The organism is Albidovulum denitrificans (assembly GCF_002973535.1).
Classification (GTDB): Bacteria; Pseudomonadota; Alphaproteobacteria; order Rhodobacterales; family Rhodobacteraceae; genus Albidovulum; species Albidovulum denitrificans.
The window spans coordinates 33,606-58,153 of record NZ_PVEP01000011.1 but is presented as its reverse complement, the minus strand read 5'-3'; the positions used below and the strand labels follow the sequence as shown (position 1 = coordinate 58,153).

Genomic DNA, 24,548 nt, shown 5'->3' with positions numbered 1-24,548 from the left:
CGGGCAGCGAGAGCGCGCGGCGAACCTCGTCGCGCGTCAGCCCGATGTCGTCAAGCAGGTGGTCGTCCATCCGCGACAGCAGCGCGCCGAGGGTGCGGCGCGCCTGCCATCTTGCGACGATACGGGCGATAGCGGTCTTTCCGGCGATCAGGGTCATCTCACACCTCCTGCCCCGCCAGATGCGCCCTGGCTTGACAGAAATCAAACGAATAGAAATCATGGGTGCCATCTGAATTTCTGATGGTTTGCCATGCCGCCGCCGCTCGACAGCGATCTTCTGCGCCACTTCCTTGCCGTCGCGAAAACCGGCAGCGTGACCCGCGCGGCGGAGGTGGTGGGGCGCACGCAATCGGCGGTCAGCATGCAGATCCGGCGGCTGGAGGAGGTGCTGGGCGGCGCGGTCTTCGAACGCCTTCCGCGCGGCGTCGCGCTGACCCAGATGGGGCGGGAGCTTTTGCCCTATGCCGAACGCATCCACGCCCTGCTGCGCGAGGCGGGGGAGCATCTGACCAGCCCGCGCCTGTCCGGCACCGTCCGGGTCGGCATCGTCGACGAATATGTCGAAAGCGTCGTTCCCACGGTGCTGGCCGCCTTCAACGCCGCCCATCCCGAGGTCGATGTCAGCGTCTATTGCGACTTTTCCGACCGTCAGGTCGAGGCGCTGGCGCAGGACCGCATCGACCTTGCGGTGATCTTCGACTGGGAAGGCACCGGCGCGGGGGAGGTGATCTGCCACGACCCGACGGTCTGGGTCACCTCGCTGGCGCACCGGACGCATGAATGCCGCCCGATCCCGGTCGGGCTTTACATCAACTCAAGCTGGAGCCGGGACTACGCCGCCTGGTCGCTTGACCGCGCGGGCCTGCCCTGGCGGCTGGCGTTCGAAGCGGACAATTCCGCGGCGCTTGAAAAGGCGCTGATCTCCGGCCTTGCCATCGTGCCGCGCGCGCGCTCCACCGTGCCGGAGGGCTGCCGGGTGCTTGGCGCCGGGGACGGCTTTCCGGCCATTGACGGGACCGAGGTCGCGCTGCTGTCCAACCCGCGCCGTTCGGGTGCCGCGATCAGCGCCATGGCCGAGGTGCTGCGCGCGGCCTTCCGCCCCGCCGTCGCGGCCCGTCACACTGACGCCGAAGGAACCGCTTGACCGGCAGGGAAACTTGGCCCAACGATGCCGCCATGACGGTTGGAAACCGGGCGCGTCCCGGCATCAGGGCAGGCGGCTGGAATGCGCTACGGCGTCGGCGTTCTCATGGTGGCGATGGCGGGGGTGCTGTGGTCCCTGCAAGGGCTGGTCTTTCGCCAGATCGACGCGGCCGGGCCATGGGCGATCCTTTTCTGGCGCTCCATCGGGATGCTGCCGGTGCTTATGGGTTTTCTGGTCTGGCGCAGTTCCGGCCATCCGCTTGCCGCGATCCGCGCGGTGGGGATCGCGGGCGTTCTTGGCGGGCTTAGCCTTGTCGGGGCCTTTGGCGGCATCATCTTTGCCATCCAGATCACGACCGTTGCCAATGCGGTCTTCCTGCTCGCGGCCTCACCGCTGCTGACGGCACTTCTGGGCTGGATGTTTCTGGGCGAGAGGGTCCGCAAGGACACCTGGTTCGCGATCGGCATCGCGGCGGCGGGCATCTTCATCATGGTGCGCGAAAACCTCGCCGGGGGCGCGATGATGGGCAATATCGGCGCGCTGATCAGTGCGCTTGGCTTTTCCGTCTTCACCGTCACGCTGCGCTGGCGGCGGCTGGGCGATACGCTGCCGGTCGTCCTGATCGGCGCCCTTTTCGCGATTGCGCTGGCGGCCCTGATCTCTTGGCAGGGGGCGGAGACGTTGCGGATCAGCCTTCCCGACAGGCTCTGGTCGATGGCGATGGGGGCGGTGACGCTATCAGGCGGGATGGTGCTTTACACGCTGGGCAGCCGCGTGGTGCCTGCCGCCGAACTGGCGCTTCTGTCGCTGTTGGAGGTGATGCTGGCCCCGGTCTGGGTCTGGGCCTTTCTTGGCGAAACGGCCAGCGTGAACACCTTCGTCGGTGGCACCATCATCCTGATCGGCGTGGTCCTGAACGGCGTCGTCAGCGCGCGCCGCCCGGCCTTGCCCGGCGTGTGATCCGCGCAGGAAACGGGTTGTACCCGGCGCGCGACGGGCGCAGCATCGGCCCATGCGCGAACTGACCTGCCCAAGCCCCTTCGGCCCCCTGACCATCGGCGAAAGCGACGGCCGGATCGCAGCCCTGCGCTGGGGCGGCGATGCGGGGGATGACAGCGAATTGCTGGCCGAGGCCGCCCGGCAGCTGGCGGAGTATTTCGATGGCGGCCGCAAGGCCTTCGACCTGCCCATCGACTATCGCCCCGGCCTTCAGGGCGACGTGATGCGCGCGATGGTCGCGATCCCGTTCGGAGAGACGCGGACCTATGGCGATCTGTCCAGGGCGCTCGGCACCCCCGCGCAGGCGATCGGGCAGGCCTGCGGCGCCAACCCGGTGCCGATCATCGTGCCTTGCCACCGTATCCTTGGCGCCAGCGGCCTTGGCGGCTTTTCCGCGCCGGGCGGGGTGGAAACCAAGGTCGCGCTTCTGCGCCACGAAGGGGCGGCCTCGCTCCTGATCTGAACCCGCGCGGCTTGCCAGTCCCTGCCGCCACGGCTACGCCTTCGGGACAAAGCGGTAGGCAAACGGCCCCATGACAGTCACGGTTCTTCTTGCCGTTCTCGGCGCGGCCTTCCTTCATGCGTCCTGGAACGCCCTGTTGCGCGTCGGGACCAGCCGCGTCGCCGCGATGATGGTGCTGTCGGCCGGGCAGGGGGTGATCGGGCTTGGCGTCGTGCTGACCCATGACTGGCCGGGGGCGGCGGTCTGGCCGTGGATCCTTGCCTCGGGCCTGATCCATACCGGCTATCAGACCTTCCTCGCCTTCGCCTATGAACATGGCGACCTTGGCCGGGTCTATCCGCTGGCGCGTGGCACGGCGCCGATGCTGACGCTTCTGGCCAACGCGCTCTGGCTGGGCGAGGCGGTCAGCGCCATGGAAACGCTCGGCATCCTCGTCCTTGGGGCGGGGATCATCCTGCTGGCGGGCGGGGTCTGGCGATCCGGCGAATCGCGCCGGATGCTGCCCTATGCCTTCGGCGCGGCCTTCGCGACGGCGGGCTACACCGTCGTCGACGGTATCGGCGCGCGGATTGAAGGGCAGGCGGTCGTCTATCTCGGCTGGGTCATGGTGGTGGCAGGCGTGGCCTTCGCCGCGCTGATGCTGGCGCTGCGGGGGCGGGCGTCCCTGCCGCGATCGGGCCGGGTCTGGGCCTTGGGAAGTTTGGGGGCGGTCTTTTCCTACGGCGCCTATGCGGTCGTCGTCTGGGCGATGACAGTGGCGCCGATCCCGCTGGTCGCCGCCTTGCGCGAAACCTCGATCTTCTTTGCGGTGATGATCGGCTGGCTGGTCTTTCGCGAACGCATGACGCCGCTGAAAGGCGTGTCGGCCGCGATGATCGTTGCCGGTGTCCTCCTGACCCGGCTGGCCGCCTAACGCCCCGCCTGAACGCTGAGGCGATAGCTGACCGCCTCGGCCACATGCGGCTTGCGTACCGTCGCCTCACCGTCCAGATCGGCGATGGTGCGGGCGACGCGCAGCACGCGGTGATAGCCGCGCGCCGACAGGCCGAAGCGTTCCGCGACCCTGACCAAGAGATCGCGCCCCTCGGCGTCGGGGCTGGCGATGTCCTCAAGCAACTGCCCCTCAGCATCGGCATTGACGCGGATGCCGGGGTGATCGGCGAAGCGGTTCGTCTGCGCATCGCGGGCGCGGGCGACGCGGTCGGCCACGGTGGCGGAACTGTCGCCGGTATCCGGCAGGTCGAGGTCGGTATAGGCCACCGGCGGCACCTCGACCCTGAGGTCGATGCGGTCCATCAAGGGGCCGGAGATACGGCCAAGGTAATCCTCACCGCATTGGGGGACGCGGGCGCAACTGCGCGCCGGATCGCTCAGGTAGCCGCATTTGCAGGGGTTGGCGGCGGCGACCAGAAGAAAGCGGCAGGGATAGCGGATATGGGCATTGGCGCGGGCGACGACGACCTCGCCCGTCTCGATCGGTTGGCGCAGGGTTTCAAGGACGGTGCGGGGAAATTCGGGAAATTCGTCCAGGAACAGGACCCCGTTATGGGCCAGGCTGATCTCTCCCGGTTTCGCGCCGCGCCCGCCGCCGACGATGGCGGCCATGGAGGCGGTGTGGTGCGGTTCGCGGAAAGGTCGTGTGCGGCTGATCCCGCCTTCGTCGAGAAGGCCGGAGAGGGAGTGGATCATCGAGGTTTCCAGCGCCTCGGTCGGCGAGAGCGGCGGCAGGATGCCGGGCAGGCGGGCCGCCAGCATCGACTTGCCCGACCCCGGCGTGCCGACCATCATCAGGTGATGCCGCCCGGCGGCCGCAATCTCCAATGCCCGCTTGGCCCGTTCCTGCCCCTTCACGTCGCGCAGGTCGCGGGACCGGGCGGGGGCCGTCACCTCCCCCGGCCTGGCGGGCGCGATGGGCGCGCGTTCGGTGAAATGGGCGACCACCTCATCCAGCGTCGCGGCGCCGATCACCTCGGCCGCGCCGACCCAGGCGGCCTCTGGCCCGCAGGCGCGCGGGCAGAGGAGCCGCCGCCCGTCTCCCGCCGCCGCCATCGCGGCGGGCAGCGCGCCGATCACCGGCACCAGCCGCCCGTCCAGCGACAACTCCCCCAGTGCCACGGTGTTCTCCACCTCCTCACGCGGGACGATGTCGATGGCGGCGAGGAGCGCAAGCGCGATGGGCAGGTCGAAATGCGACCCTTCCTTGGGCAGGTCGGCGGGCGAGAGGTTGATGGTGATCCGCTTCGAGGGCAGCGCGATCGAGAGCGCGGTCAGCGCGGCGCGCACCCGGTCGCGCGCCTCGCTGACGGCCTTGTCAGGCAGGCCCACGACCGAAAAGGCGGGCATCCCGGCCGAAACGGCGCATTGCACCTCGACAATCCGCGCCTCCACCCCTTCGAAAGCGACCGTATAGGTGCGCGTGACCATCCGTTGACCCCTTAAGATTGGTTAACGGCTAGCGCAGGTCTGGTTGAGAAAAGGTTAACGTCCGGTCATCGCCATGAAGGCAGGCCATGCCTCGGGGTCGGCGAGGGTCTTGTCGCGGCAAAAGGCGTTGCAAAAGCCCCAGATGCGGCCGTCAAGCGACAGGAAATCGGTCACCGGCTTGCCGGAATAGGGGCAGGCGTCGTTTTCCGACGGGCCATCGGCAAGGCTTGCGGCCAAGGGGGGCAGGCCGGGCCAGGGGCGTTCGGCATAGGGCTTCGCATAGCTTTGCTGGACCAGCTTTTCCGCCGCCCCCATCGCGCGCCAGCGGCGGAAGGCCGGGTCGGCGAGGTGGGCGGTCACATAGGCCATCGCGTCCGGCGAAACCGGCAGGTTGTAGGTCGCGATCCGGGTGGCGACCGGGGCGAAAAACGCATCCGCCGCCGTATAGCGCCCGAAAAGCCAGGGTCCACCGGCGCCGAAACGGTCCCGCGCCCGCGCCCAGATCGCCTCGATCCGCGCCAGATCGTCCAGAACCTCGGCCCGCGGCTGGGAATCGACATAGCTAAGCCGCAGGTTCATCGCGCAATCGCTGCGCAGCGCGGTAAAGCCCGAATGCATCTCGGCGCACATATAGCGCGCCATGGCGCGGGCGGCCGGATCGTCGGGCCAGATCCCGGCGTCGGGGTGACGCTCGGCCAGCGTTTCGGCGATGGCCAGCGTGTCGCCGATCACCTCGCCTTCGGGCGTGCGCATTGCGGGAACAAGGCGCGCGGGCTGGAATTCGGCCAGCAGGCGCTGAAAATCGTCGGTGTAAAGGATGCCGGTGTGGCACTTCACCGGCAGCCCGAACTTCTCGAACAGAAGCCAGCCGCGCAGGGACCAGCTTGAATAGCTGCGATCGCCGATGGCGAGATCATAGGTCATGGCGCGCGCCCTTTCGTCGGTTGGACCCCGGACCCGATCCGGGGCCGGTGTCGCCTTGGCTTAGCCGCGAGACCACCCCCCGGTCACGTTCTTCTTCGTGACGATCTTCATCACGGTTCGGAATGATCCCCCAAGCCCTTGTTTTTGCGGCCCGCCACGCCTAATCCTTGGAAAGACAAGCGAGGACCTCATGCTTTCCGGCAAGCGTATCGTGTTGATCATCGGCGGCGGCATCGCGGCCTACAAGACGCTCGACCTGATCCGGCGGCTCAGGGAGCGGGGGGCGTCCGTGCGCGCGGTGATGACGGCGGCGGCGCAGGAATTCATCACCCCACTGTCGGTCGGCGCGCTGACGGCGGACCATGTCTTCACCGACCTTTTCGACCGTCAGGACGAACAGGACGTGGGCCATATCCGTCTTGCGCGCGAGGCTGACCTGATCGTCGTGGCGCCCGCGACGGCCGATCTGATGGCGAAGCTTTCCGCCGGGCTGGCGAGCGATCTGGCCTCGGCCGTGCTGCTGGCGACCGACAGGCCGGTCCTGATGGCGCCCGCGATGAACCCGCGCATGTGGTCCCATCCCGCGACGCGCCGCAACCGGGCGCAACTGGCGGCGGATGGTGTCGCCTTCGTCGGGCCGGGCAGGGGGGAGATGGCCGAGGCCGGCGAGGCGGGGGAGGGCCGGATGGCCGAACCGCTTGAGATCGTCGCGGCGGCCGGGGCGGCGCTGGGCGACGGGCCGCTGAAGGGGCGCCATGTCATCGTCACCTCCGGTCCCACGCATGAACCCATCGACCCGGTGCGCTATATCGCCAACCGTTCGTCCGGCGCGCAGGGGACCGCGCTTGCGGCGGCGCTGCGCGATCTGGGGGCAAGGGTCAGCTTCGTGACCGGCCCGGCCAGCGTGCCACCGCCCCAAGGCGTGAGTGTGATCCCGGTCGAGACGGCGGCAGAGATGCTGGCGGCGGTCAAGGCGGCGCTGCCCGCCGAGGCGGCCGTCTTCGCCGCCGCCGTGGCCGACTGGCGCGTCGCCAATGCGAGCGGGTCGAAGATGAAGAAGGACGGCTCCGGCAAGGCCCCGGCGCTGGAATTTGCCGAAAACCCCGACATCCTCGCAACCGTGTCGCAGATGAAGGCGGGCCGCCCGGCGCTGGTCGTGGGCTTTGCGGCGGAGACGGACGATGTGGTCGCCCACGCCACGGCGAAGCGCAAGCGCAAGGGCTGCGACTGGATCGTGGCCAATGACGTGCGCCCCGCCACCGGCATCATGGGCGGCGCGGAAAACGCGGTGACGGTGATCGACGCGACAGGCGCCGAGGACTGGCCGCGCCTGTCGAAGGATGAGGTCGCCCGGCGGCTTGCCGCGCGCATCGCGGCGGCGCTGGGCCGGGTGGTCGAGGTCTGATGCCTCCGGCGGAGGTATTTCGGGCAAGATGAAAGGGCAAGGCATGCACCCCACGATCCGGGTCCTGCGCGAGGACTGGGCCGATCCGGCCATCGCGCTGCCGTCTTACGAGACGCCGGGCGCGGCGGGGGCGGATATTCGCGCCAACCTGCCCGAGGAGGCGCGGGCGGGCGGCCTTGTCCTTGCGCCGATGGAGCGGCGGATCGTGCCGACCGGCCTTCGGGTGGAGATACCGGCGGGGTTCGAGGTGCAGATCCGGCCACGCTCGGGCCTGGCGCTGAAACACGGGATCTCGCTGCCCAACACGCCCGGCACGATCGACAGCGACTATCGCGGGCCGCTGGGGGTGTTGCTCATCAACCTTGGGGCGGAACCCTTCGTGATCGGCCATGGTGAGCGCATCGCGCAGATGATCGTGGCGCCCGTGGTGCAGGCGGGGTTCGAAGAGGTTGTGCGGCTGAGTGACACCGCGCGGGGCGCCGGCGGTTTCGGATCGACGGGGCGCGGATGACGGTTCTGGTGGTTACGGCGACGCTGGTCGCCTTTTGCGTCTTCATCCGGGTGCCGGGGCGGATCATCCTTGGCGGCCTCGCCACGATCTGGCTGGCCACGGTGCTGGTTCATGGGCTGTTGCCCGAGGCCCATCCCTTGCCGCGCGCCCTTGGCGGCACGTTTCAGGCCTGGATGGCGATGGGCATCGTGCTGGCGGCGGTGCTGGGCTACCGGGTGCTGTTGCGTCTTGCCCATAAGGAGGCTGCCCTGACGGCGGCCGGGACCGCGCCGCGGGGCGAGGGGTTTTCGCCCGGTGAACTGGACCGCTATGCCCGCCATATCGTGCTGCGCGAAATCGGCGGCATGGGCCAGCGCCGGATGAAGGAGGCGAAGGTGCTGGTCGTCGGCGCCGGGGGCCTTGGCTCCCCCGCGCTGCTTTACCTGACGGCGGCGGGGATCGGGACCATCGGCATCGTCGACGATGACGTCGTGTCGAATTCCAACCTGCAACGGCAGGTGATCCATAGCGATGCCCGGATCGGCATGCCCAAGGTCTTTTCCGCCCAGACCGCGATGAAGGCGCTGAACCCCTATGTCGAGGTGCGCGCCTATAACCGGCGCCTGACGGCGAAGGATGCGACAGCGCTTTTCGCAGACTATGACCTGATCCTGGACGGGACCGATAATTTCGACACCCGCTATCTGGTCAACGAAGCCGCCGTTGCCGCCCGTAAACCTTTGATTTCGGCCGCGATCACGCAATGGGAAGGGCAGATCGGCCTGTATGATCCGGCCCATGACGGCCCCTGCTATGCCTGTGTCTTTCCCGAACGTCCCGCGCCGGGCCTCGCGCCAAGCTGTGCCGAGGCGGGCGTGATGGGCGCCTTGCCCGGTGTCGTGGGTTCCATGATGGCGGTCGAGGCGATCAAGGCCGTGACCGGCGCGGGCGAGACACTGAAGGGGCGGTTGATGATCTATGACGCGCTTTACGCCGATGCGCGGCAGTTCACCGTGAAGCGCGATCCGGCCTGCAAGGTCTGCGGGCAGGGCTGACCCCGCTGGACAGGCCCGTGGCGCGCGACTAGGCTTCGCCCGATGCTTGTGACAGGAGCCTTTCCGATGAAATTCATGCCCGTTCTCGCCTTCGCCGCGAGTGTTCTTGCCAGCGCCGCGATTGCCGAGGTTCCCGATCTTGGCGGGCGCGAGGTGACCGTGGTGACGGAAAACGCCTATCCGCCGCTGCAATTCCTTGATGCCGGGGGCAAGGCGGTCGGCTGGGAATATGACGCGATGGATGAAATCGCGAAGCGGCTGAACATGAAGGTGACTTATGAGAATTCAAGCTGGGACGCGATGATCCCCGCCGTTTCGGAAGGGCAGTATGACATCGGTATGACCGGCATCACCATCCGCGACGACCGGAAGGAGAAGGTCGATTTCTCCGATCCCTATATGCGGTCGGAAATGGTGATGCTGGTGCGGGGCGACGAAAGCCGTTTCACCGATGGCCCGAGCTTTGCCGCCAATCCCGATCTTCTGATGGCCGCGCAACCCGGCACGACGCCCTTCTATGTCGGTGTCTATGAGGTTCTGGACGGGGATGAGGCCAATCCCCGCATCAAGCTGATGGAGACCTTCGGCGCCACGGTGGCGGCGTTGAAGGCGGGCGACGTGGACCTTGTGCTGACCGATGGCACCGCGGGGCAGGGCTATGTCGATGCCTCGGACGGCGGGCTGAAGATCATCGGCGGGCCGCTGGGGTCCGAGGATTTCGGCTTTATCTTCCCCAAAGGCTCCGACCTCGTCGCGCCGGTCAATGCGGCGATTGCCGCGATGAAGGCGGACGGGACGATGGAGGCGCTGAACAAGACGTGGTTCCTTGATTACAAGATGGGCCAGTAAGGCCGCACCGGCCCCGGTCGCCGGATCGGGGCCGCTTTTCCGATGATCCCCCCCGCACGCAAGGACAAGGACTTTCCCTACTGGCTCGTGGTGCTGGCCGCCACGGGGGGGTATCTTTTCTACCTCGCGCTGTCGAACGGAACCTATGCGCAGGTTCTTTCGACGCTGTCGAAGGGCGTCTGGATGACGGTCTTCGTCACGCTCGTGTCCTTCGCGATGGCGGCGCTTCTGGGGCTGGGCCTTGCGGTGGCGACGCTGTCGCGCTTCATCGTGCTGCGGCAGGCGGCGCGGCTTTATATCGAGGTGGTGCGCGGCATCCCGATCATCGTGCTGCTGCTTTACATCGCCTTCGCGGCGGCTCCGGCGATGGTCGCCTTCTGGAACTGGCTGACCGGGCCGCTGGGCCTTGATCCGCTGCGCACCCGCGACATCTCGCTCCTCTGGCGCGCCATCGCCGCGCTGACCATCGCCTATTCCGCCTTTATCGCCGAGGTCTTCCGCGCCGGTATCCAGTCGGTCGAGGAGGGGCAGATCGAGGCGGCGAAGGCGCTGGGCCTGTCGGGCTGGCACCGCTTTCGCTTCATCGTCTTTCCGCAGGCCTTCCGCATGATCCTGCCGCCCTTGGGCAACGACTTCGTCGCGATGGTCAAGGACAGCTCGCTCGTCTCTGTCCTCGGCGTCGCGGATGTGACGCAACTGGGCAAGGTCACGGCGGCGGGGAACTTTCGCTATTTCGAGACCTACAACCTTGTCGCGCTGATCTACCTGACGATGACCGTCACCCTGTCGCTGATCCTGCGCCGGATCGAGATGCGGCTGCGCGCGCGGCTGGAGGAACGCTGAGGCGCCGAAGTTGCATGGCGGTGCTGGCGGTTCCCCGACGCTCTGCCTAGAGTGCCGGAAAAGGAGTTCGCGCATGACCAACCCGCTGCTTGAGCCCTGGACCGGGCCGTTCCAACTGCCACCCTTTCCCGCCATCCGGGATGAGGATTTCGGCCCCGCCTTCGAGGCCGGGCTGGCCGAGGCGCGGCGCAATATCGCAAAGATCGCGGGATCGGCCGAGGCGCCGACCTTCGCCAATACGATCGAGGCGCTGGAACTGGCCGAAGAGGTGCTGGACCGGGTTTCGGGGGTTTTCTACAACCTCGCCGGTGCAGACTCGACCCCCGCGCGCGAGGCGTTGCAGCGCGAGCTTGCGCCGAAGATGGCGGCGTTTTCGTCCGAGGTGACGATGAACGCCGATCTTTTCGCGCGCATCGACACGCTCTGGCAGGGGCAGGATACGCTGACCCTGACCGACGAACAGCGCCGGGTGCTTGAGCTTTACCGCCGCATGTTCGTCCGCGCCGGTGCGGCACTGGACGAGGCCGGGCGCAAGCGGATGGCAGAGGTCAAGGAACTGCTGGCGGTTCTGTCCACGCAGTTCAGCCAGAACCTTCTGGCCGATGAACGCGACTGGTTCCTGCCGCTTGAGAAGGCCGACCTTGAAGGCCTGCCCGGTTTCGTCGTCACCGCTGCCCGTTCCGCTGCGGCAGAGCGCGGGCGGGAGGGGCATGTCCTGACGCTCAGCCGGTCCCTCATCGTGCCGTTCCTGCAATTCTCCTCCCGCCGCGACCTGCGCGAAACCGCCTGGCGCGCCTGGGTCGCGCGTGGCGCGAATGGCGGCGAGACCGACAACCGCGCGCTGGCGGCAGAGATCCTGAAGCTGCGGGAGGAACGCGCAAAGCTTCTCGGCTATGACAGTTTCGCCGCCTACAAGCTGGAAACCGAGATGGCGAAGACGCCGGGCGCGGTGCGCGATCTTCTGATGCGGGTCTGGGAACCGGCCCGCGCCAAGGCCGAGGCCGATGGCGCCGTCCTGACCGGCATGATGCAGGGCGACGGTGTCAACGGCCCTCTGGAGCCGTGGGACTGGCGCTACTATTCCGAAAAGCGCCGTCTGGCCGAACATGATCTCGATGAGGCGGAACTGAAGCCCTATTTCGGCCTCGACGCGATGATTCAGGCGGCCTTCGACACCGCGCACCGTCTGTTCGGCCTTGACTTCAAGCCGCTCGACCTGACCCTTTACCACCCCGACGCCCGCGCCTGGGAGGTCACCCGCGACGGGCGGCACATGGCCGTCTTCATCGGCGACTATTTCGCGCGCGGGTCAAAGCGGTCGGGCGCGTGGTGTTCGTCCTTCCGGGGCCAGCGCAAGCTCGGCGGCGACCGGCGGCCCGTGGTCGTGAACGTCTGCAACTTCGCCAAGCCCGCGGCGGGGGAACCGGCGCTTTTGTCCTGGGACGATGCGCGGACGCTCTTCCACGAATTTGGCCATGCCCTTCATGCGATGCTGTCGGACGTGACCTATGGCTTCATCGCCGGAACCTCCGTCGCGCGCGATTTCGTCGAACTGCCAAGCCAGCTTTACGAACACTGGCTTGAGGTGCCTCAGGTGCTGGACCGCCACGCCCGCCACGCGGCAACCGGCGCGCCGATGCCCGCCGACCTGCGCGACCGGCTGATCGCGGCGGCCACCTACGATCAGGGCTTCGCGACGGTCGAATACATCGCCTCCGCCCTTGTCGATCTGGCCTTCCACGAAGGCGCGGCGCCCGCCGACCCGATGGCGGTTCAGGCCGGGGTGCTGGAGAAGATCGGCATGCCCGCCGCCATCCCCATGCGCCACGCGACGCCGCATTTCGCCCATGTCTTTTCCGGCGACGGCTATTCGTCGGGCTATTACAGCTACATGTGGTCCGAGGTGATGGATGCCGACGCCTTCGACGCCTTCCGCGAGGCGGGCGATGCCTTTGACCCCGCGACCGCGAAACGGCTTGAGGAGGCGATCCTGTCCGCCGGTGGCTCGCGTGAGGCCGATACGCTTTACCGCGCCTTCCGGGGCCGGATGCCGGGGGTTGAGCCGTTGTTGCGGGGCCGGGGCCTTGTCGATGCGGGATGAGGGGAGTGTGACGGCATGAGCGATTTCCTTATCATCGGCGGCGGGATCGCAGGCGTATCGCTGGCGGCGAAGCTTGCCCCGCTTGGCTCGGTTCACCTTGTCGAGGGCGAAAGCCATCTGGCCTATCACGCCTCCGGCCGCTCCGCCGCGCTGTATGAGCCGAAATACGGCCCCCCCGCCATCGTCGCGCTCTCCGAGGCCAGCGATGGAGAGTTGCGCGGGGCGGGCGTTCTGTCGCCGCGCGGGCTGATGCTGGTCGCGGGCGCCGAGGACATGGCGTCTTTCGACGGTGAAACCACCGCGCTTGGCCTCGATCCGATCACGGTGGATGAGGCGCGGCGGCTGGTGCCGATCCTCTCGCCCGATGCCCTTCACGCAGCGGCCTATTCCGAACGCGCCTGGGACATCGACACCGACCGGCTGGTGCAGGGCTACGCCCGCGCCGCCCGCGATCAGGGCGCCACGATCGAAACCGGCGCGCAGGTGACGGCGATCCGCCGCGATGCGCTGGGCTGGGTCGTCGAGACGGCGAAAGGGGACCGGCAGGCCAAGGTCCTGATCAACGCCGCCGGGGCCTGGGTCGATCAGGTGGCGGCGATGGCCGGGGCGGCACCTTTGGGCTTCACGCCCTTGCGCCGGTCGATGGCGCGCATCCCGGCGCCGGATGGCCATGACATCACGGGCTGGCCGATGATGTTCGGTTCCGGTGAGGGCTGGTACGCCAAGCCCGATGCCGGGGCGCTGATCGTCTCCCCCGCCGAGGAACACGGGATGGACCCGCATGACGCCTGGGCCGATGACATGGTGCTGGCCGAAGGGCTGGCGCGGTATGAGGCGATGGTGACGGTGCCTGTCACCCGCCTTGTCGCCTCCTGGGCGGGGCTCAGGACCTTTTCGCCCGACCGCGCGCCGGTCTTCGGGCCGGACGCATCGGTGCCGGATCTTTTCTGGTGCGCGGGGCAGGGCGGCTACGGGTTTCAGTCGGCGCCGGGCGCCTCATCCTTCCTCGCCGACCTGATCGCGGGGCGCGCGACGGGCTATGACGCCGGTTTCGTCAAATCCGTCTCACCCGGACGCTTCGCATGACCGGGCCGCGCCGCCTGTTCCTGCCCGACAGCGGGGCGGCGCGTCACGGCGACGGGCGCGTCAGCGCGCCGTCGGCCGAACGCAATGCCGGGCCGATCCTTGACCTTTTGCGCCGCCACGCGCCCGAGACCGGCACGGCGCTTGAGATCGCGAGCGGCACCGGCCAGCACATCGCCGGTTTCGCCGCCGCACTTCCGGGGATCGACTGGACCCCGACCGAGGCCGACCCCGCCCGTTTCGCCAGTATCGAGGCCTGGCGCGCGGCCTCCCGCTGCCCCAACCTCCACCCGCCGCGCCCGCTTGACGCGACGGCGCTGCCCTGGCCGGAGGAGTTGCGCGGCGTCGACCTGATCGTGCTGGTCAACCTTCTGCACCTCATTTCGGAGGCTGAGGCCGAGAACATCCTGACCGGCGTCGCCACGGCCCTCGCCCCCGGCGGAAGTTTCCTGCTTTACGGCCCGTTTCGCCGCGACGGCCTGCTGACCAGCGACGGCGACGCGGGCTTTGACGCAAGGCTGAAGGCGCAGGACCCCGCCATCGGCTACAAGGACGATGGCTGGGTCCGCGACCGCGCCGGGGCGGCGGGGCTGCATCTGCGAAAGGTCGCCGAGATGCCCGCCAACAACCTCGCCTTCCTGTTCCGGGTGGTGGGCTGAGATACATTCGGAAAGCTGAATGAATTGACCTGGGTCAAGGCCGCCACCCCGCGCCGATGCGACAAGGCGGCAAAGGAAACATGGAGCCGACAATGGGTTACAAGGACGACATCACCGACATGCGCACCGAGTTGCGCGCGCTTTACAAGGCCATCCCCGAGGCCACGGGCGGCTTCTCGACGCTCTCGAAGGCGGTGAAGGACAATGGCCCGCTGTCGGTCAAGGAAAAGGAATATGTCGCCCTTGGCATGGCCGTCGCGATGCGCTGTACCCCTTGCATCAACTTCCATGTCGAGGCGCTGATGAAAGCCGGGGCCAGCCGCGAGGAACTGGGCGACGTGCTGGCCATGGCGATCCAGATGGGCGGCGGACCGGCAGTCATGTATGCGGGCCATGCACTTGCCTGCTGGGATGAGCTTGCCGCCGGGTGACGACGGCGGGGCATCGCGCAGCGGCCAGGGCATAACGCAAACGCCCCTTGTCAGGGCGCGGGGCTTCGCCATCATCGGGGCAACCGACTCGCGTCCAGAACGGGGGCCATGATGCGCCGACGCCATGCCATAGCACTCCTCGCCGCCGGGGCGGTCCTGTCGGCCTGCGGACGGCAGGAGACGGTCGCCCGGCGCGACGATCCGCGCCTTGTCGCGATGGCGGCCCCCGCCCCGGCGCGGGTCCGCTTCGACGATCACGATCCCGTGGACTGGGGCCGCGCCCACCCGCGCCGCTACCCCGTCCACGGCATCGACGTGGCGCGGTTCCAGACCGCCATCGACTGGGACACCGCCCGCGCCAATGGCGTCAGCTTTGCCTTCATCAAGGCGACCGAGGGCGGCGACATGGTCGACCCGATGTTTCGCGACCACTGGCGCGCCGCCCGCCGGGCAGGGGTGCCGCGCGGGGCCTATCATTTCTTCTACCACTGCCGCGCCGCGTCCGAGCAGGCGCGCTGGTTCTTCCGCCATGTCCCGAAGGAAAGCGGCATGCTGCCCCCGGTGATCGACATGGAATGGACGCCGTTTTCCCCGACCTGTTCCGCCCGCCGTCCGGCAGGCGATGTGCGGGCCGATGCGCGGCAGATGGTGTCGCTGTTCGCGGGCCATTACGGCACCCGGCCGATCATCTACACCACGGTCGATTTCTTCCGCGATAACGAACTGTGGCGCGTCCGGGGGGCGGAGTTCTGGCTGCGTTCGGTCACCGCGCACCCCGAGGATCGCTATCCGGGCCATGACTGGACCTTCTGGCAGTATAGCGGCACCGCCGCCATCCCCGGTATTGCGGGCAAGGTCGATGCCAATGCCTTCGGCGGCTCGGCGGCGGACTGGCAGGCCTGGCTGGCGTCGCGGCGGCTTTGATCCGGGGACGGACGGGCGGTTGCCGGAAAAATCCCCGGCGGCGGGCGACGGAATCGGCCGGGTTCTGCGTTGGACACCCATCACCCATCGCAGGAAGGACCATCGCCATGACCCGCATCCCCCCCGTTCTCGCCGCGCTGTTTCTGATCGGCGGTCCGGCTTTCGCCCAGCAGGGCATTCCCGGCGTCCATTTCATCGAACAATGGGACCTGAACGGGGACGGCCACGTCACGCCGGAGGAAGCACGCGAGAAACGTGGCGATGTCTTCTTCATGTTCGATCAAAGCGAGGACGGAAATCTGCAGCCCGGGGAATGGGCGATGATCGCTGACCACCTGGCAGCCGAAGAGGGCAATCAGGGGCAGGGCGGCGGACAAGGCATGGGCAAGGGGCCGGGCCGCTTCGTCAAGGCCGCGATGGAGCCGCCCTTCAACGATCTCGACGGCAATGGCGTGGTCACGAAGGAGGAATTCGTCAAGGCGACAGATACGCTTTTCGCCCAGCTTGACCGCAACGGTGACGGCGTCCTGACAGCAGAGGATTTCGGGCGCCGCTGACGGGGCGGCGCAGAGAGGGGCGCAGACGAAAAAGGGGCCGCGCGATGCGGCCCCCTGTCGTTTCGGTGATGTCGTTCAGCCGTTCACGCGGATGCGTTCGTTCGACGGGTCGAAGGGGCTGTCCTCGACCACCTCGGCATCCCATTCCTGCCGCAGCATCCTGACCTTCAGCTTGGTGCCGACGGCGGCCAGATCGGGGCGGACATAGCCCATGCCGATCTGCTTGCCGAAGGCGACCGAATAGCCGCCCGAGGTCAGGCGCCCGATCTTTTCGCCGTTCAGCAGCAGCGCCTCCTTGCCCCAGGGATCGGTATCCGACGGCCCGTCGATCAGAAGCGTGACGCACATCGCGCGGATGCCGGTCTTTTCCATCGCCTCCTTGCCACGGAAGTCCTTGGTCCGGTCGATGAAGCGGTCCAGCCCCGCCTCGGCCGGCGTCGCGTCGCGGCCAAGCTCGGTCCCGAAGGCGCGGTAGCTTTTTTCCTGCCGCAGCCAGTTCTGCGCCCGCGCACCCACGAGCTTCATGCCGTGCTTTTCACCGGCCTCGACCAGCAGGTCCCAGAGGTAACGCCCCATCTCGACCGGGTGATGCAGTTCCCAGCCAAGCTCGCCCGTATAGGCCACGCGGATCGCGTTGACCGGGCACATGCCAAGTTCGATCTTGCGCGCCGACAGCCACGGGAAACGCTTGTTCGTCAGCGCCGTTTCCGGCTCGGCATCCTTGATGATCTCTTTCAGGATATCGCGCGATTTCGGACCTGCGATGGCGAAGACGCCCCATTGGGTCGTCACATCGTGGATGTCGATATAGCCGCCGCCCTGGGCCATGAAGTCCTCGGCCGACTTCTTCAGGTAATCCGCGTCATAGGCCGTCCAGGCGCCAGCGGAGACGAGGTAATAGTCGTTCTCGCCATTCCGCACGATGGTGTATTCGGTCCGCGTGGTCCCCGCATCGGTCAGCGCGTAGGTCAGGTTGATCCGGCCGACCTTCGGCAGCGCGTTGCAGGTGAACCAGTCAAGGAACGCCGTCGCGCCGGGGCCACGGACGATATGCTTGGTAAAGGCCGAGGCGTCGATGAGACCGGCGGTCTCACGCACCGCCTTCGCCTCATCCACCGCATATTGCCACCAGCCGCCACGGCGGAAGCTGCGCGAGTCATGATCGAACGAGGCGGGCGCATCCTTCGGCCCGTAGTAGTTCGGCCGTTCCCAGCCGTTGACCTGACCCATCTGCGCGCCCGCCGCCTTCTGGCGGTCATAGGCGGGGGCGGTGCGCAGCGGGCGGGCCGCTTCACGCTCTTCGTCCGGGTGGTGCAGGATGAAGACATGCTCATAGCATTCCTCGTTCTTGCGCGCCGCATATTCGGTCGTCATCCAAGAGCCGTAGCGCTTGGGATCAAGCGAGGCCATGTCGATCTCGGCCTCACCATTCACCATCATCTGGGCAAGGTAATAGCCGGTGCCACCCGCCGCCGTGATGCCGAAGCTGAACCCCTCGGCCAGCCACATGTTGCGCAGGCCTGGCGCCGGGCCAACCAGCGGGTTGCCATCGGGCGTGTAGCAGATCGGGCCGTTGAAATCGTCCTTGAGGCCCACGGTCTCCGACGACGGCAGACGGTGGATCATCGACATGTATTCTTCCTCGATCCGCTCAAGATCAAGCGGGAAGAGGTCGGCGCGGAAGCTTTCCGGCACGTCGTAAAGGAAGCGGGCCGGAGCGTTCCGTTCGTAGGGGCCGAGGATCCAGCCGCCGCGTTCCTCGCGGACATACCACTTGGCGTCGGCATCGCGCAGAACCGGGTGTTCCGGGTTGCCCGCCGCGCGCCATGCCTGAAGCGCCGGGTCCGGTTCGGTCACGATATACTGGTGTTCGACCGGGATCGCCGGGATCTTGATGCCCAGAAGCCGCGCGGTGCGCTGGGCGTGGTTGCCCGTCGCGGTGACGACGTGTTCGGCATGAACCTCGGTCTGTTCCTCGGACGGAACGAGGTTGCCGCCCTTCTCGACCATCTTGGTCAGGGTGACGATCCACTCCGACCCGGTCCACTTGTAGCTGTCGACCTGCCACTTCCGCTCAATCGTGCAGCCGTGCTGGCGCGCGCCCTTGGCCATCGCCTGGGTCACGTCGGCGGGGTTGATATAACCGTCCTGCGGGTGGAAGAGCGCGCCTTTCAGGTCGTCCGTGCGCAGAAGCGGCCAACGCTCCTTCATCTCTTTCGGGGTCAGGAATTCGTGATAGACCCCCGCCGTTTCCGCGACCGAGGAATAAAGCATGTATTCGTCCATCCGCGCATCGGTCTGCGCCATGCGCAGGTTGCCGCAGATGGAAAAGCCCGCGTTCAGGCCCGTCTCGGCCTCAAGCGTCTTGTAGAAATCGACGGAGTATTTGTGGATATGCGTCGTCGCGTAGGACATGTTGAAGAGGGGCAGCAGACCCGCCGCGTGCCAGGTGGAGCCTGACGTCAGCTCATCCCGCTCGATCAGCATCGTGTCCCACCCGGCCTTGGCCAGATGATAGGCGATCCCGGTTCCGACGGCGCCGCCGCCGACGACTAGGGCTTTGACATGGGTCTTCATCGGCCGACTCCTCGCATTCATGGCTGTAGTCTATCTGACAGAGCGGAAGAAATGCGGAAAGGTCAGCCCGACCTGTCGCGGTGTAAAAACGACATGGCTGGGGGTCACAGGCCCAATTCTCGCCGTAGTTGAAGGAGAGGATCAACCGAACGTTGTGACGTGCAGGTGTTTCTTTTGACGACTGGTCTTTTTCAGGGCTTCGCCCGCAATGCGGCAGGGGCCGCCCGCGCCTTTCTGCCCCTGCGCTTCGACGCGGCGGCGCTTGAGGTCACGGGCGCGCAGCTTGCGCTTTGTTTCGCGGTCAACCTTCTGGCGACCTTGCTCTGGGGGCTGGTGGTGGTCTGGCCTGTCGGTTCGTTCGAACCCTGGGGCGTCACCTCGGTTCTGGCCGGTCAGGCGGTGCTGTTCCTGGCGCTGGTCCTTGCCGTCTGGATCATGGGCCGGGGCGAGCGGTTCTGGCCCGCGCTTTTCGCGACCCTGGTGGGGAACACGCTGTTTCTGATCGTCACCGGCGCCCTCATGCGGATGACGGGCCTCGGTATCGAGGATGGCATTGCCACCGTCTTTTCCTGGGCGCTTTATGTGATCGTCTTCATCGGTCTCTTCCGGGTTCTGAAGGGGCCGGGGCTGCGCGGTGGTGTCCGGGCGGGTCTTGCGGTCGGTGGCTATGGCATCGTCTCGGTCCTGGCCGCGCTGTTCATGCCGCGTGCCGTCCTTTTCTATCCGCAAATGCCCGAAAGCACCGAAGCCGCCTATACCCGCGTCGATGTGGAACGCCTTTACTATGCCCAGCCCGGCCTGATGGCCGGCGCGGTCCGCGCGCTGGACGCGAATGACCCCGACCGCGCCGACCTTTACGCGATCCTCGGCGCCGGCACCTCTTATCAAGGCGTGTTCCTGCGTGAGGCGACCCAGATCCGTGACATCCTCAAACCGATGCAGGGCGGCGCGGAGGGGCGGACGCTGATCCTTGCCAACAGCGATGCGCAGCCGTTCGAAAACCCGATGCTTGGCCGCCGGAACCTGCAAGAGGCGCTGAACGCGGTGGCAGGGCTGGCCGACCCCGACCGGGACGCGACGCTGCTTTACCTAACCTCGCATGGCGGGCCAGAGAGCTTTTCGCTGGGCTTCTACGACGCCGGTCTGAACAATCTGGCGTCCGAGGAGCTTTCGGCGATGATCGACGAAAGCGGGCTGACGAACCTGATCATCGTCGTGCAGGCCTGTTACTCCGGCTCCTTCGTGGACAACCTCGCGGCGCCGGACCGGATGGTCATCACCGCCGCCGCCGCCGACCGGACCTCCTTTGGCTGCGCCTCTGAAAACCTCTGGACCGAATTCGGCCGCGCCTATTTCGACAAGGCGCTGCGCGACACCGGCGATTTTCGTCTGGCCTTCGACCGGGCCAGCGAAGCGATCGAACGGCGCGAGAAGGACGAAGGGCTGCCCCCATCCAACCCGCAGATCGCGATCGGCACGAAGATGGGCGCGTTCCTTGACGGGTTCCACCCCGACCAAAGCTGAGGGGTCTGAACGCCCGGCCGTTCCGGGGGACTCGACCCCGCCGCGCCCCGCGCCTACATCTTCGGGGCAGCTTCGCGAACAGGGAGAGTGGATCATGGCACGCACCGTCATCATCGAGGATCACGGCGGACCGGAGGTTCTGAAACTGGTCGACCGCCCGGTGGGCGATCCGGGACCGGGAGAAATCCGCATCACCCAAAAGGCCGTCGGGCTGAACTTCATCGACGTCTACCAGCGCACCGGGCTTTACAAGATGCAGCTTCCCGCCGCGCTTGGGATGGAGGCCGCGGGCGTGGTCGAGGCGGTGGGCGATGGCGTCACCCATCTGAAACCCGGTGACCGCGCCGCCTATGCCGCCGCCCCGCCGGGCGCCTATGCCGAGGCGCGCGCCATGCCCGCCGCGCAGGTCTGTCCGCTGCCGGACGGCATTTCCTTCGACGAAGGGGCCGCGATGATGCTGAAGGGGCTGACGGTCGATTACCTTTTTACCCGCACGACGCCGATCAAACGCGGCGACTGGGTGCTGTTTCACGCCGCCGCCGGGGGCGTCGGCCTGATCGCCTGCCAATGGGCGCGCTCCGAGGGGATCAACCTGATCGCCACCGCCGGAACGGATGAGAAGTGCCAGATGGCGCTGGAACACGGCGCGGCCCATGCGATCAACTACCGCAACGGCGATTTTGCCGCCCGCGTGCGCGAGATCACCGAAGGGCGCGGCGTCGATGTGGTCATGGACGCGGTCGGCAAGGACACGTTCGAAGGCTCGCTGAACAGTCTTCGCCCGCTGGGGATGATGATCAGCTTCGGCAATGCCTCGGGTCCCGTGCCGCCGGTGGACCTTCTGGCGCTATCGTCACGCGGATCGTTGAAGATCACCCGGCCGACGCTGTTCACCCATATCGCGGATCACGCCACCTGTCAGGAGATGGCGGCGCGGCTTTTCGCCAAGGTCACGTCCGGCGCGGTGAAGATCGAGATCGGCCAGCGCTTCCCGCTGGATCGGATCGCCGAAGCCCACCGCGCGCTTGAGGCGCGGGGGACGACCGGATCGACGATCCTGACGCTTTGATCACTCGCCGATCTTGCAGCGCTTGCCCAGGCCGGTGCTTTCGCAGGCGCCGGAGCCAAGGGCGTTGACCTTGATCTTCGCCTTCGCCTCAACAGGGGTGGGGGCGGGCTCGATGGGGGTGTCGGCCGATCCCGTGCTGCCGCCAAAGCCGATGCTGCCAAGGATCTGGCCGAAAAGCCCGCCGCCCTGACCGGCGGCCGGCGCTTCCTGCGGGACCTCGGCTGCGGCTGTCTGCATGTCGGCCTGCGGCGTCTCCGCCATCGCCTCGATCCGCGTGCGCTGTTTGGCGAGCTTGGTCTTGATGTCCTCATAGTGCTGATCGTCGATCACGCCGTTGCGGTGGTTGATCTCCAGCGCTGCCTCTTGCAGGCGCAAATGCTGTTCGGCGGTGTCGATCCGCTGCTGGTGGCTATCCGCCTCGACCCGCTGCTGGGCCAGGGCCAGCTGTTCCTCGGGCGTGAGGTCCGGCGCCTCGCTGCCGATTCCGGCGACCGGCTCTTTCAGCGTCTTGTTCAGGCGGTCATAGTCGATCTGGTCGAGAAGGGCGATGACATCGGCATCCTCGGCCTTGACCCGCGCGGAAATCAGGACGGTCTGGCCGATCCGCCCGGAAAAGACGCGGTAGTCACGCTCCTCCGCACCGGCCCCGAACATCCCCAGCTCCTCGCGGAAGGTGACGCCCCGGATCACGGCGAAACCGTCCTTGCCCGACATCGCCTCGATATTGTTCGCCACCATCTTCATCGCCCCGCCACTGATCCCGCCGCCGCCCTCGGATCGCTTGACCACAAGGCGCAGCGCGATGATGGCGCCGGGTTTTTCATAGACATAGACCTCGGCCGCGTCCTTCTTGTCCCCCGCCGCTTTTTCAAGCGCGGCGAACGCCTGCAGGGTCTTGTCCTGCTTCATTTCTTCGGGGAGGAAGTCATCCTTGCGCATGTCATAGCGGCGACCGAACACATCCGCGCTTGCCTCATCCCAGTCGTGGCGGGTCCAGCCTTCGGGCGCCTCGGGCAAGAGATCGCGCGGGTCCTGCGCCAGAAGGTCCTGCCGCGCGGCGGCATCGGCCATGGCCTGCCGCTGTGCGATGAAGCGCCCGGAAATGGTGCCGACATAGTCGCCGACACCGAATTGCCCTGGCTTCGAGCCCGCCGTCTTGGCCTGATTGATGTAATCGACGGCCCCTACGGCGGCGAGGGCGATGGCGACGAAGGCGCCCAGATAGGCTTTTGACATGGAACTCTTTCCGGCAATTCGAATCTGGCGGAAAGATTGTCGCGGAATCTGGCACAAGCGTGACCGCAGCGGACAATTCCTGCGGCTTTCTGGCCGTGGGTCAGGGGGGGAAGGCCGCTATCGTCGCCGCGCCCTCACAACATCCCCGGCACCACCAGATCGGGCGGGCGGTGGCCGTCGGCGAAGGTCTTGACGTTGATGATGACCTTCTCGCCCATCTCGACCCGGCCCTCGACGGTGGCCGAACCCATATGGGGCAGAAGGACCACATTCGTCAGCTCGCGCAGGCGGGGGTTGATCTCATGCCCATGCTCGAAAACGTCAAGCCCGGCGCCCGCGATCTCTCCCGCCCGCAGCATCCGGGTCAGGGCGTTTTCGTCGATCACCTCGCCGCGCGATGTGTTCACCACCACGGCCGAGGGTTTCAGCAACTTCAGACGCCGGGCGTTCATCAGGTGGAAGGTCGAGGGCGTATGTGGGCAGTTCACGGAAATCACGTCCATCCGGCTGACCATCTGGTCAAGGCTTTCCCAATAGGTCGCCTCAACCTCCTGCTCGATCTCGGGCCGCAGGCGCTTGCGGTTGTGGTAGTGGATCTGCATCCCGAAGGCGCGCGCCCGGCGCGCCACGGCGGTACCGATCCGCCCCATGCCGAGGATGCCCAGCCGCCGCCCGCCGACGCGCCCGCCCATCATCGCGGTCGGCGCCCAGCCCTGCCAGTCGCCGGACTGCATCAGCGCCAGCCCTTCCGGGATGCGCCGCGTCACGGCCAGGATCAGCGCCATGGTCATGTCGGCGGTATCCTCGGTCACCACGCCCGGCGTGTTCGACACCAGAACGCCCCGCTGCCGCGCGGTGTGAACGTCGATATGGTCGACCCCGGCGCCATAGTTCGCGATCAGCTTCAACCGCTCCCCCGCCTGCGCCAGAAGGGTCGCGTCGATATGGTCGGTCACGCAAGGGACAAGGACATCGGCCCGCTGCATGGCGGCGCCCAGTTCCTCCCGCGTCATGCGGGTGTCGGGATTGCGCAGTTCGACATCGAACAGCTCCTTCATCCGGGTCTCGACGACCTCGGGCAGGCGTCGCGTCACCACAACACTCAGCCGCTTCGAACCCATGACCGCTGCCTCCTCTCTTCCATCTGCGCATCCTTACTGGCAAAGTGCCGTCGAACGGAGCAAGTCACAAGCCCCGAAACGTAAACTAATCCTTGGCAATACAGGCCCAGACATCATGCGGAGTTCCCGGTTCCGGCGCCTTGCGGCGCGTGCCTTGCTTATCGGCCTTTGTCTGCATGCGCCCGGCGCGGTGCTGGCGGAAGAGGCGGGGAAGGGGCCGGTCACCAACCTGCCGCTGCCGCGCTACGTTTCGCTGAAGACGGATGAGGCGAATGTGCGCCGCGGACCCAGCCTGTCACACCGCATCGACTGGGTCTTCCGCCACCGCGACATGCCGCTGAAGGTCACCGGCGAATTCGCCAACTGGCGGAGGGTGGAGGATAATGAGGGGCAGGGCGGCTGGGTCCATTACACGCTGATTTCCGGCGTGCGCACGGTGCTTTTCGAACCCGAGCGCACCGCGCTGCGCAGCCAGCCCGACCCGGAGGCATCCGAGGTGGCCGAGGCCGAGGCGGGCGTGATCGGCCGTCTGGGCGCCTGCAAGCCCGACTGGTGCCGTGTGACGGCGGGGGGCGAAACCGGCTGGGTGGAGAAATCCGCGATCTGGGGTGTCGATCCCGAAGAACTGCGCGACTGACACCGCCGGTTCCCCTTCGCCTGCGAAGCTGGT

General features: G+C 67.1%; 23 protein-coding genes and 1 pseudogene. 18 read left to right on the top strand and 6 right to left on the bottom strand.

What is annotated here, in order from left to right; translation table 11 throughout:
* Positions 1 to 31: 31 nt before the first annotated feature.
* Positions 32 to 157: pseudogene (locus tag LX70_RS21155) on the bottom strand (YjiS-like domain-containing protein); the annotation flags it as partial.
* 93 nt (positions 158 to 250) lie between these two features.
* Between LX70_RS21155 and LX70_RS18095 the strand changes: the two are divergent.
* The 4 genes from LX70_RS18095 (at position 251) to LX70_RS18080 (ending at position 3,519) form a co-directional block, all read left to right on the top strand.
* Entirely contained in the window at positions 251 to 1,144 is an 894-nt protein-coding gene (locus tag LX70_RS18095) for a LysR family transcriptional regulator (protein WP_105516200.1), read from the top strand.
* Between the two features lie 81 nt (positions 1,145 to 1,225).
* Positions 1,226 to 2,104, top strand: a complete 879-nt coding sequence (locus tag LX70_RS18090) for a DMT family transporter (protein ID WP_105516199.1) — start codon at positions 1,226 to 1,228, stop codon at positions 2,102 to 2,104.
* A 52-nt stretch (positions 2,105 to 2,156) separates the two neighbouring features.
* Positions 2,157 to 2,606 carry a methylated-DNA--[protein]-cysteine S-methyltransferase gene (locus LX70_RS18085; protein ID WP_105516198.1) on the top strand — a complete coding sequence of 150 codons (450 nt, stop codon included), beginning with the start codon at positions 2,157 to 2,159 and terminating at the stop codon, positions 2,604 to 2,606.
* A 70-nt stretch (positions 2,607 to 2,676) separates the two neighbouring features.
* A complete protein-coding gene (locus LX70_RS18080; RefSeq protein WP_105516197.1) occupies positions 2,677 to 3,519 on the top strand; it encodes an EamA family transporter in 843 nt (280 codons plus the stop codon).
* On the opposite strand, the gene LX70_RS18075 is transcribed toward LX70_RS18080, so the two are convergent.
* A complete protein-coding gene (locus LX70_RS18075) occupies positions 3,516 to 5,030 on the bottom strand; it encodes a YifB family Mg chelatase-like AAA ATPase (protein WP_105516196.1) in 1,515 nt (504 codons plus the stop codon). The genes LX70_RS18080 and LX70_RS18075 overlap by 4 nt on opposite strands.
* 54 nt (positions 5,031 to 5,084) lie before the next feature.
* The gene (locus LX70_RS18070) at positions 5,085 to 5,954 is read right to left on the bottom strand and encodes a glutathione S-transferase (protein WP_105516195.1); all 870 of its coding nucleotides are present in this window, start codon (positions 5,952 to 5,954) and stop codon (positions 5,085 to 5,087) included.
* 190 nt (positions 5,955 to 6,144) lie between these two features.
* Here LX70_RS18070 and coaBC point away from each other — a divergent pair, with 190 nt between their 5' ends.
* From coaBC to LX70_RS18015, 11 genes are all read left to right on the top strand, one after another.
* On the top strand, positions 6,145 to 7,359 hold the full coding sequence (gene coaBC / locus LX70_RS18065) for a bifunctional phosphopantothenoylcysteine decarboxylase/phosphopantothenate--cysteine ligase CoaBC (RefSeq protein ID WP_105516194.1): 1,215 nt from the start codon (positions 6,145 to 6,147) through the stop codon (positions 7,357 to 7,359).
* 43 nt (positions 7,360 to 7,402) lie between these two features.
* A complete protein-coding gene (gene dut, locus LX70_RS18060; protein ID WP_105516193.1) occupies positions 7,403 to 7,870 on the top strand; it encodes a dUTP diphosphatase in 468 nt (155 codons plus the stop codon).
* On the top strand, positions 7,867 to 8,904 hold the full coding sequence (locus LX70_RS18055) for a HesA/MoeB/ThiF family protein (RefSeq protein WP_105516192.1): 1,038 nt from the start codon (positions 7,867 to 7,869) through the stop codon (positions 8,902 to 8,904). Before dut ends, LX70_RS18055 begins: the two co-directional genes overlap by 4 nt.
* Positions 8,905 to 8,979: 75 nt before the next feature.
* Positions 8,980 to 9,753 (top strand): transporter substrate-binding domain-containing protein, encoded by a 774-nt coding sequence (locus LX70_RS18050; protein WP_425430604.1) that lies wholly within the window; start codon positions 8,980 to 8,982, stop codon positions 9,751 to 9,753.
* 42 nt (positions 9,754 to 9,795) lie between these two features.
* Positions 9,796 to 10,596, top strand: a complete 801-nt coding sequence (locus tag LX70_RS18045; RefSeq protein WP_105516190.1) for an amino acid ABC transporter permease — start codon at positions 9,796 to 9,798, stop codon at positions 10,594 to 10,596.
* Between the two features lie 73 nt (positions 10,597 to 10,669).
* Complete coding sequence (locus LX70_RS18040) at positions 10,670 to 12,697, top strand: M3 family metallopeptidase (protein ID WP_105516189.1); 2,028 nt, start codon at positions 10,670 to 10,672, stop codon at positions 12,695 to 12,697.
* Positions 12,698 to 12,712: 15 nt separating this feature from the next.
* Positions 12,713 to 13,783 (top strand): NAD(P)/FAD-dependent oxidoreductase, encoded by a 1,071-nt coding sequence (locus LX70_RS18035; RefSeq protein WP_105516188.1) that lies wholly within the window; start codon positions 12,713 to 12,715, stop codon positions 13,781 to 13,783.
* Positions 13,780 to 14,439, top strand: a complete 660-nt coding sequence (locus LX70_RS18030; RefSeq protein WP_105516187.1) for a DUF938 domain-containing protein — start codon at positions 13,780 to 13,782, stop codon at positions 14,437 to 14,439. Before LX70_RS18035 ends, LX70_RS18030 begins: the two co-directional genes overlap by 4 nt.
* Before the next feature lie 92 nt (positions 14,440 to 14,531).
* Positions 14,532 to 14,870 carry a carboxymuconolactone decarboxylase family protein gene (locus LX70_RS18025; protein WP_105516186.1) on the top strand — a complete coding sequence of 113 codons (339 nt, stop codon included), beginning with the start codon at positions 14,532 to 14,534 and terminating at the stop codon, positions 14,868 to 14,870.
* Between the two features lie 108 nt (positions 14,871 to 14,978).
* Positions 14,979 to 15,794 (top strand): GH25 family lysozyme, encoded by an 816-nt coding sequence (locus tag LX70_RS18020; protein WP_425430603.1) that lies wholly within the window; start codon positions 14,979 to 14,981, stop codon positions 15,792 to 15,794.
* Positions 15,795 to 15,901: 107 nt separating this feature from the next.
* Complete coding sequence (locus tag LX70_RS18015) at positions 15,902 to 16,351, top strand: EF-hand domain-containing protein (protein WP_105516185.1); 450 nt, start codon at positions 15,902 to 15,904, stop codon at positions 16,349 to 16,351.
* Positions 16,352 to 16,426: 75 nt separating this feature from the next.
* On the opposite strand, the gene LX70_RS18010 is transcribed toward LX70_RS18015, so the two are convergent.
* The gene (locus tag LX70_RS18010) at positions 16,427 to 18,928 is read right to left on the bottom strand and encodes a GcvT family protein (RefSeq protein ID WP_105516184.1); all 2,502 of its coding nucleotides are present in this window, start codon (positions 18,926 to 18,928) and stop codon (positions 16,427 to 16,429) included.
* A gap of 174 nt (positions 18,929 to 19,102) precedes the next feature.
* On the opposite strand from LX70_RS18010, the gene LX70_RS18005 reads away from it, so the two are divergent.
* Both LX70_RS18005 and LX70_RS18000 read left to right on the top strand, forming a co-directional pair.
* Positions 19,103 to 20,452: a C13 family peptidase gene (locus tag LX70_RS18005; protein WP_146111650.1), complete on the top strand. Its 1,350-nt coding sequence runs from the start codon at positions 19,103 to 19,105 to the stop codon at positions 20,450 to 20,452.
* 94 nt (positions 20,453 to 20,546) lie between these two features.
* A complete protein-coding gene (locus LX70_RS18000; RefSeq protein ID WP_105516182.1) occupies positions 20,547 to 21,521 on the top strand; it encodes a quinone oxidoreductase family protein in 975 nt (324 codons plus the stop codon).
* On the opposite strand, the gene LX70_RS17995 is transcribed toward LX70_RS18000, so the two are convergent.
* On the bottom strand, positions 21,522 to 22,757 hold the full coding sequence (locus LX70_RS17995) for a hypothetical protein (protein ID WP_105516181.1): 1,236 nt from the start codon (positions 22,755 to 22,757) through the stop codon (positions 21,522 to 21,524).
* Positions 22,758 to 22,891: 134 nt separating this feature from the next.
* Positions 22,892 to 23,878, bottom strand: a complete 987-nt coding sequence (locus LX70_RS17990; protein ID WP_105516180.1) for a 2-hydroxyacid dehydrogenase — start codon at positions 23,876 to 23,878, stop codon at positions 22,892 to 22,894.
* 154 nt (positions 23,879 to 24,032) lie between these two features.
* Between LX70_RS17990 and LX70_RS17985 the strand changes: the two genes are divergently transcribed.
* Entirely contained in the window at positions 24,033 to 24,515 is a 483-nt protein-coding gene (locus LX70_RS17985) for an SH3 domain-containing protein (RefSeq protein WP_342747720.1), read from the top strand.
* Positions 24,516 to 24,548: the final 33 nt, after the last annotated feature.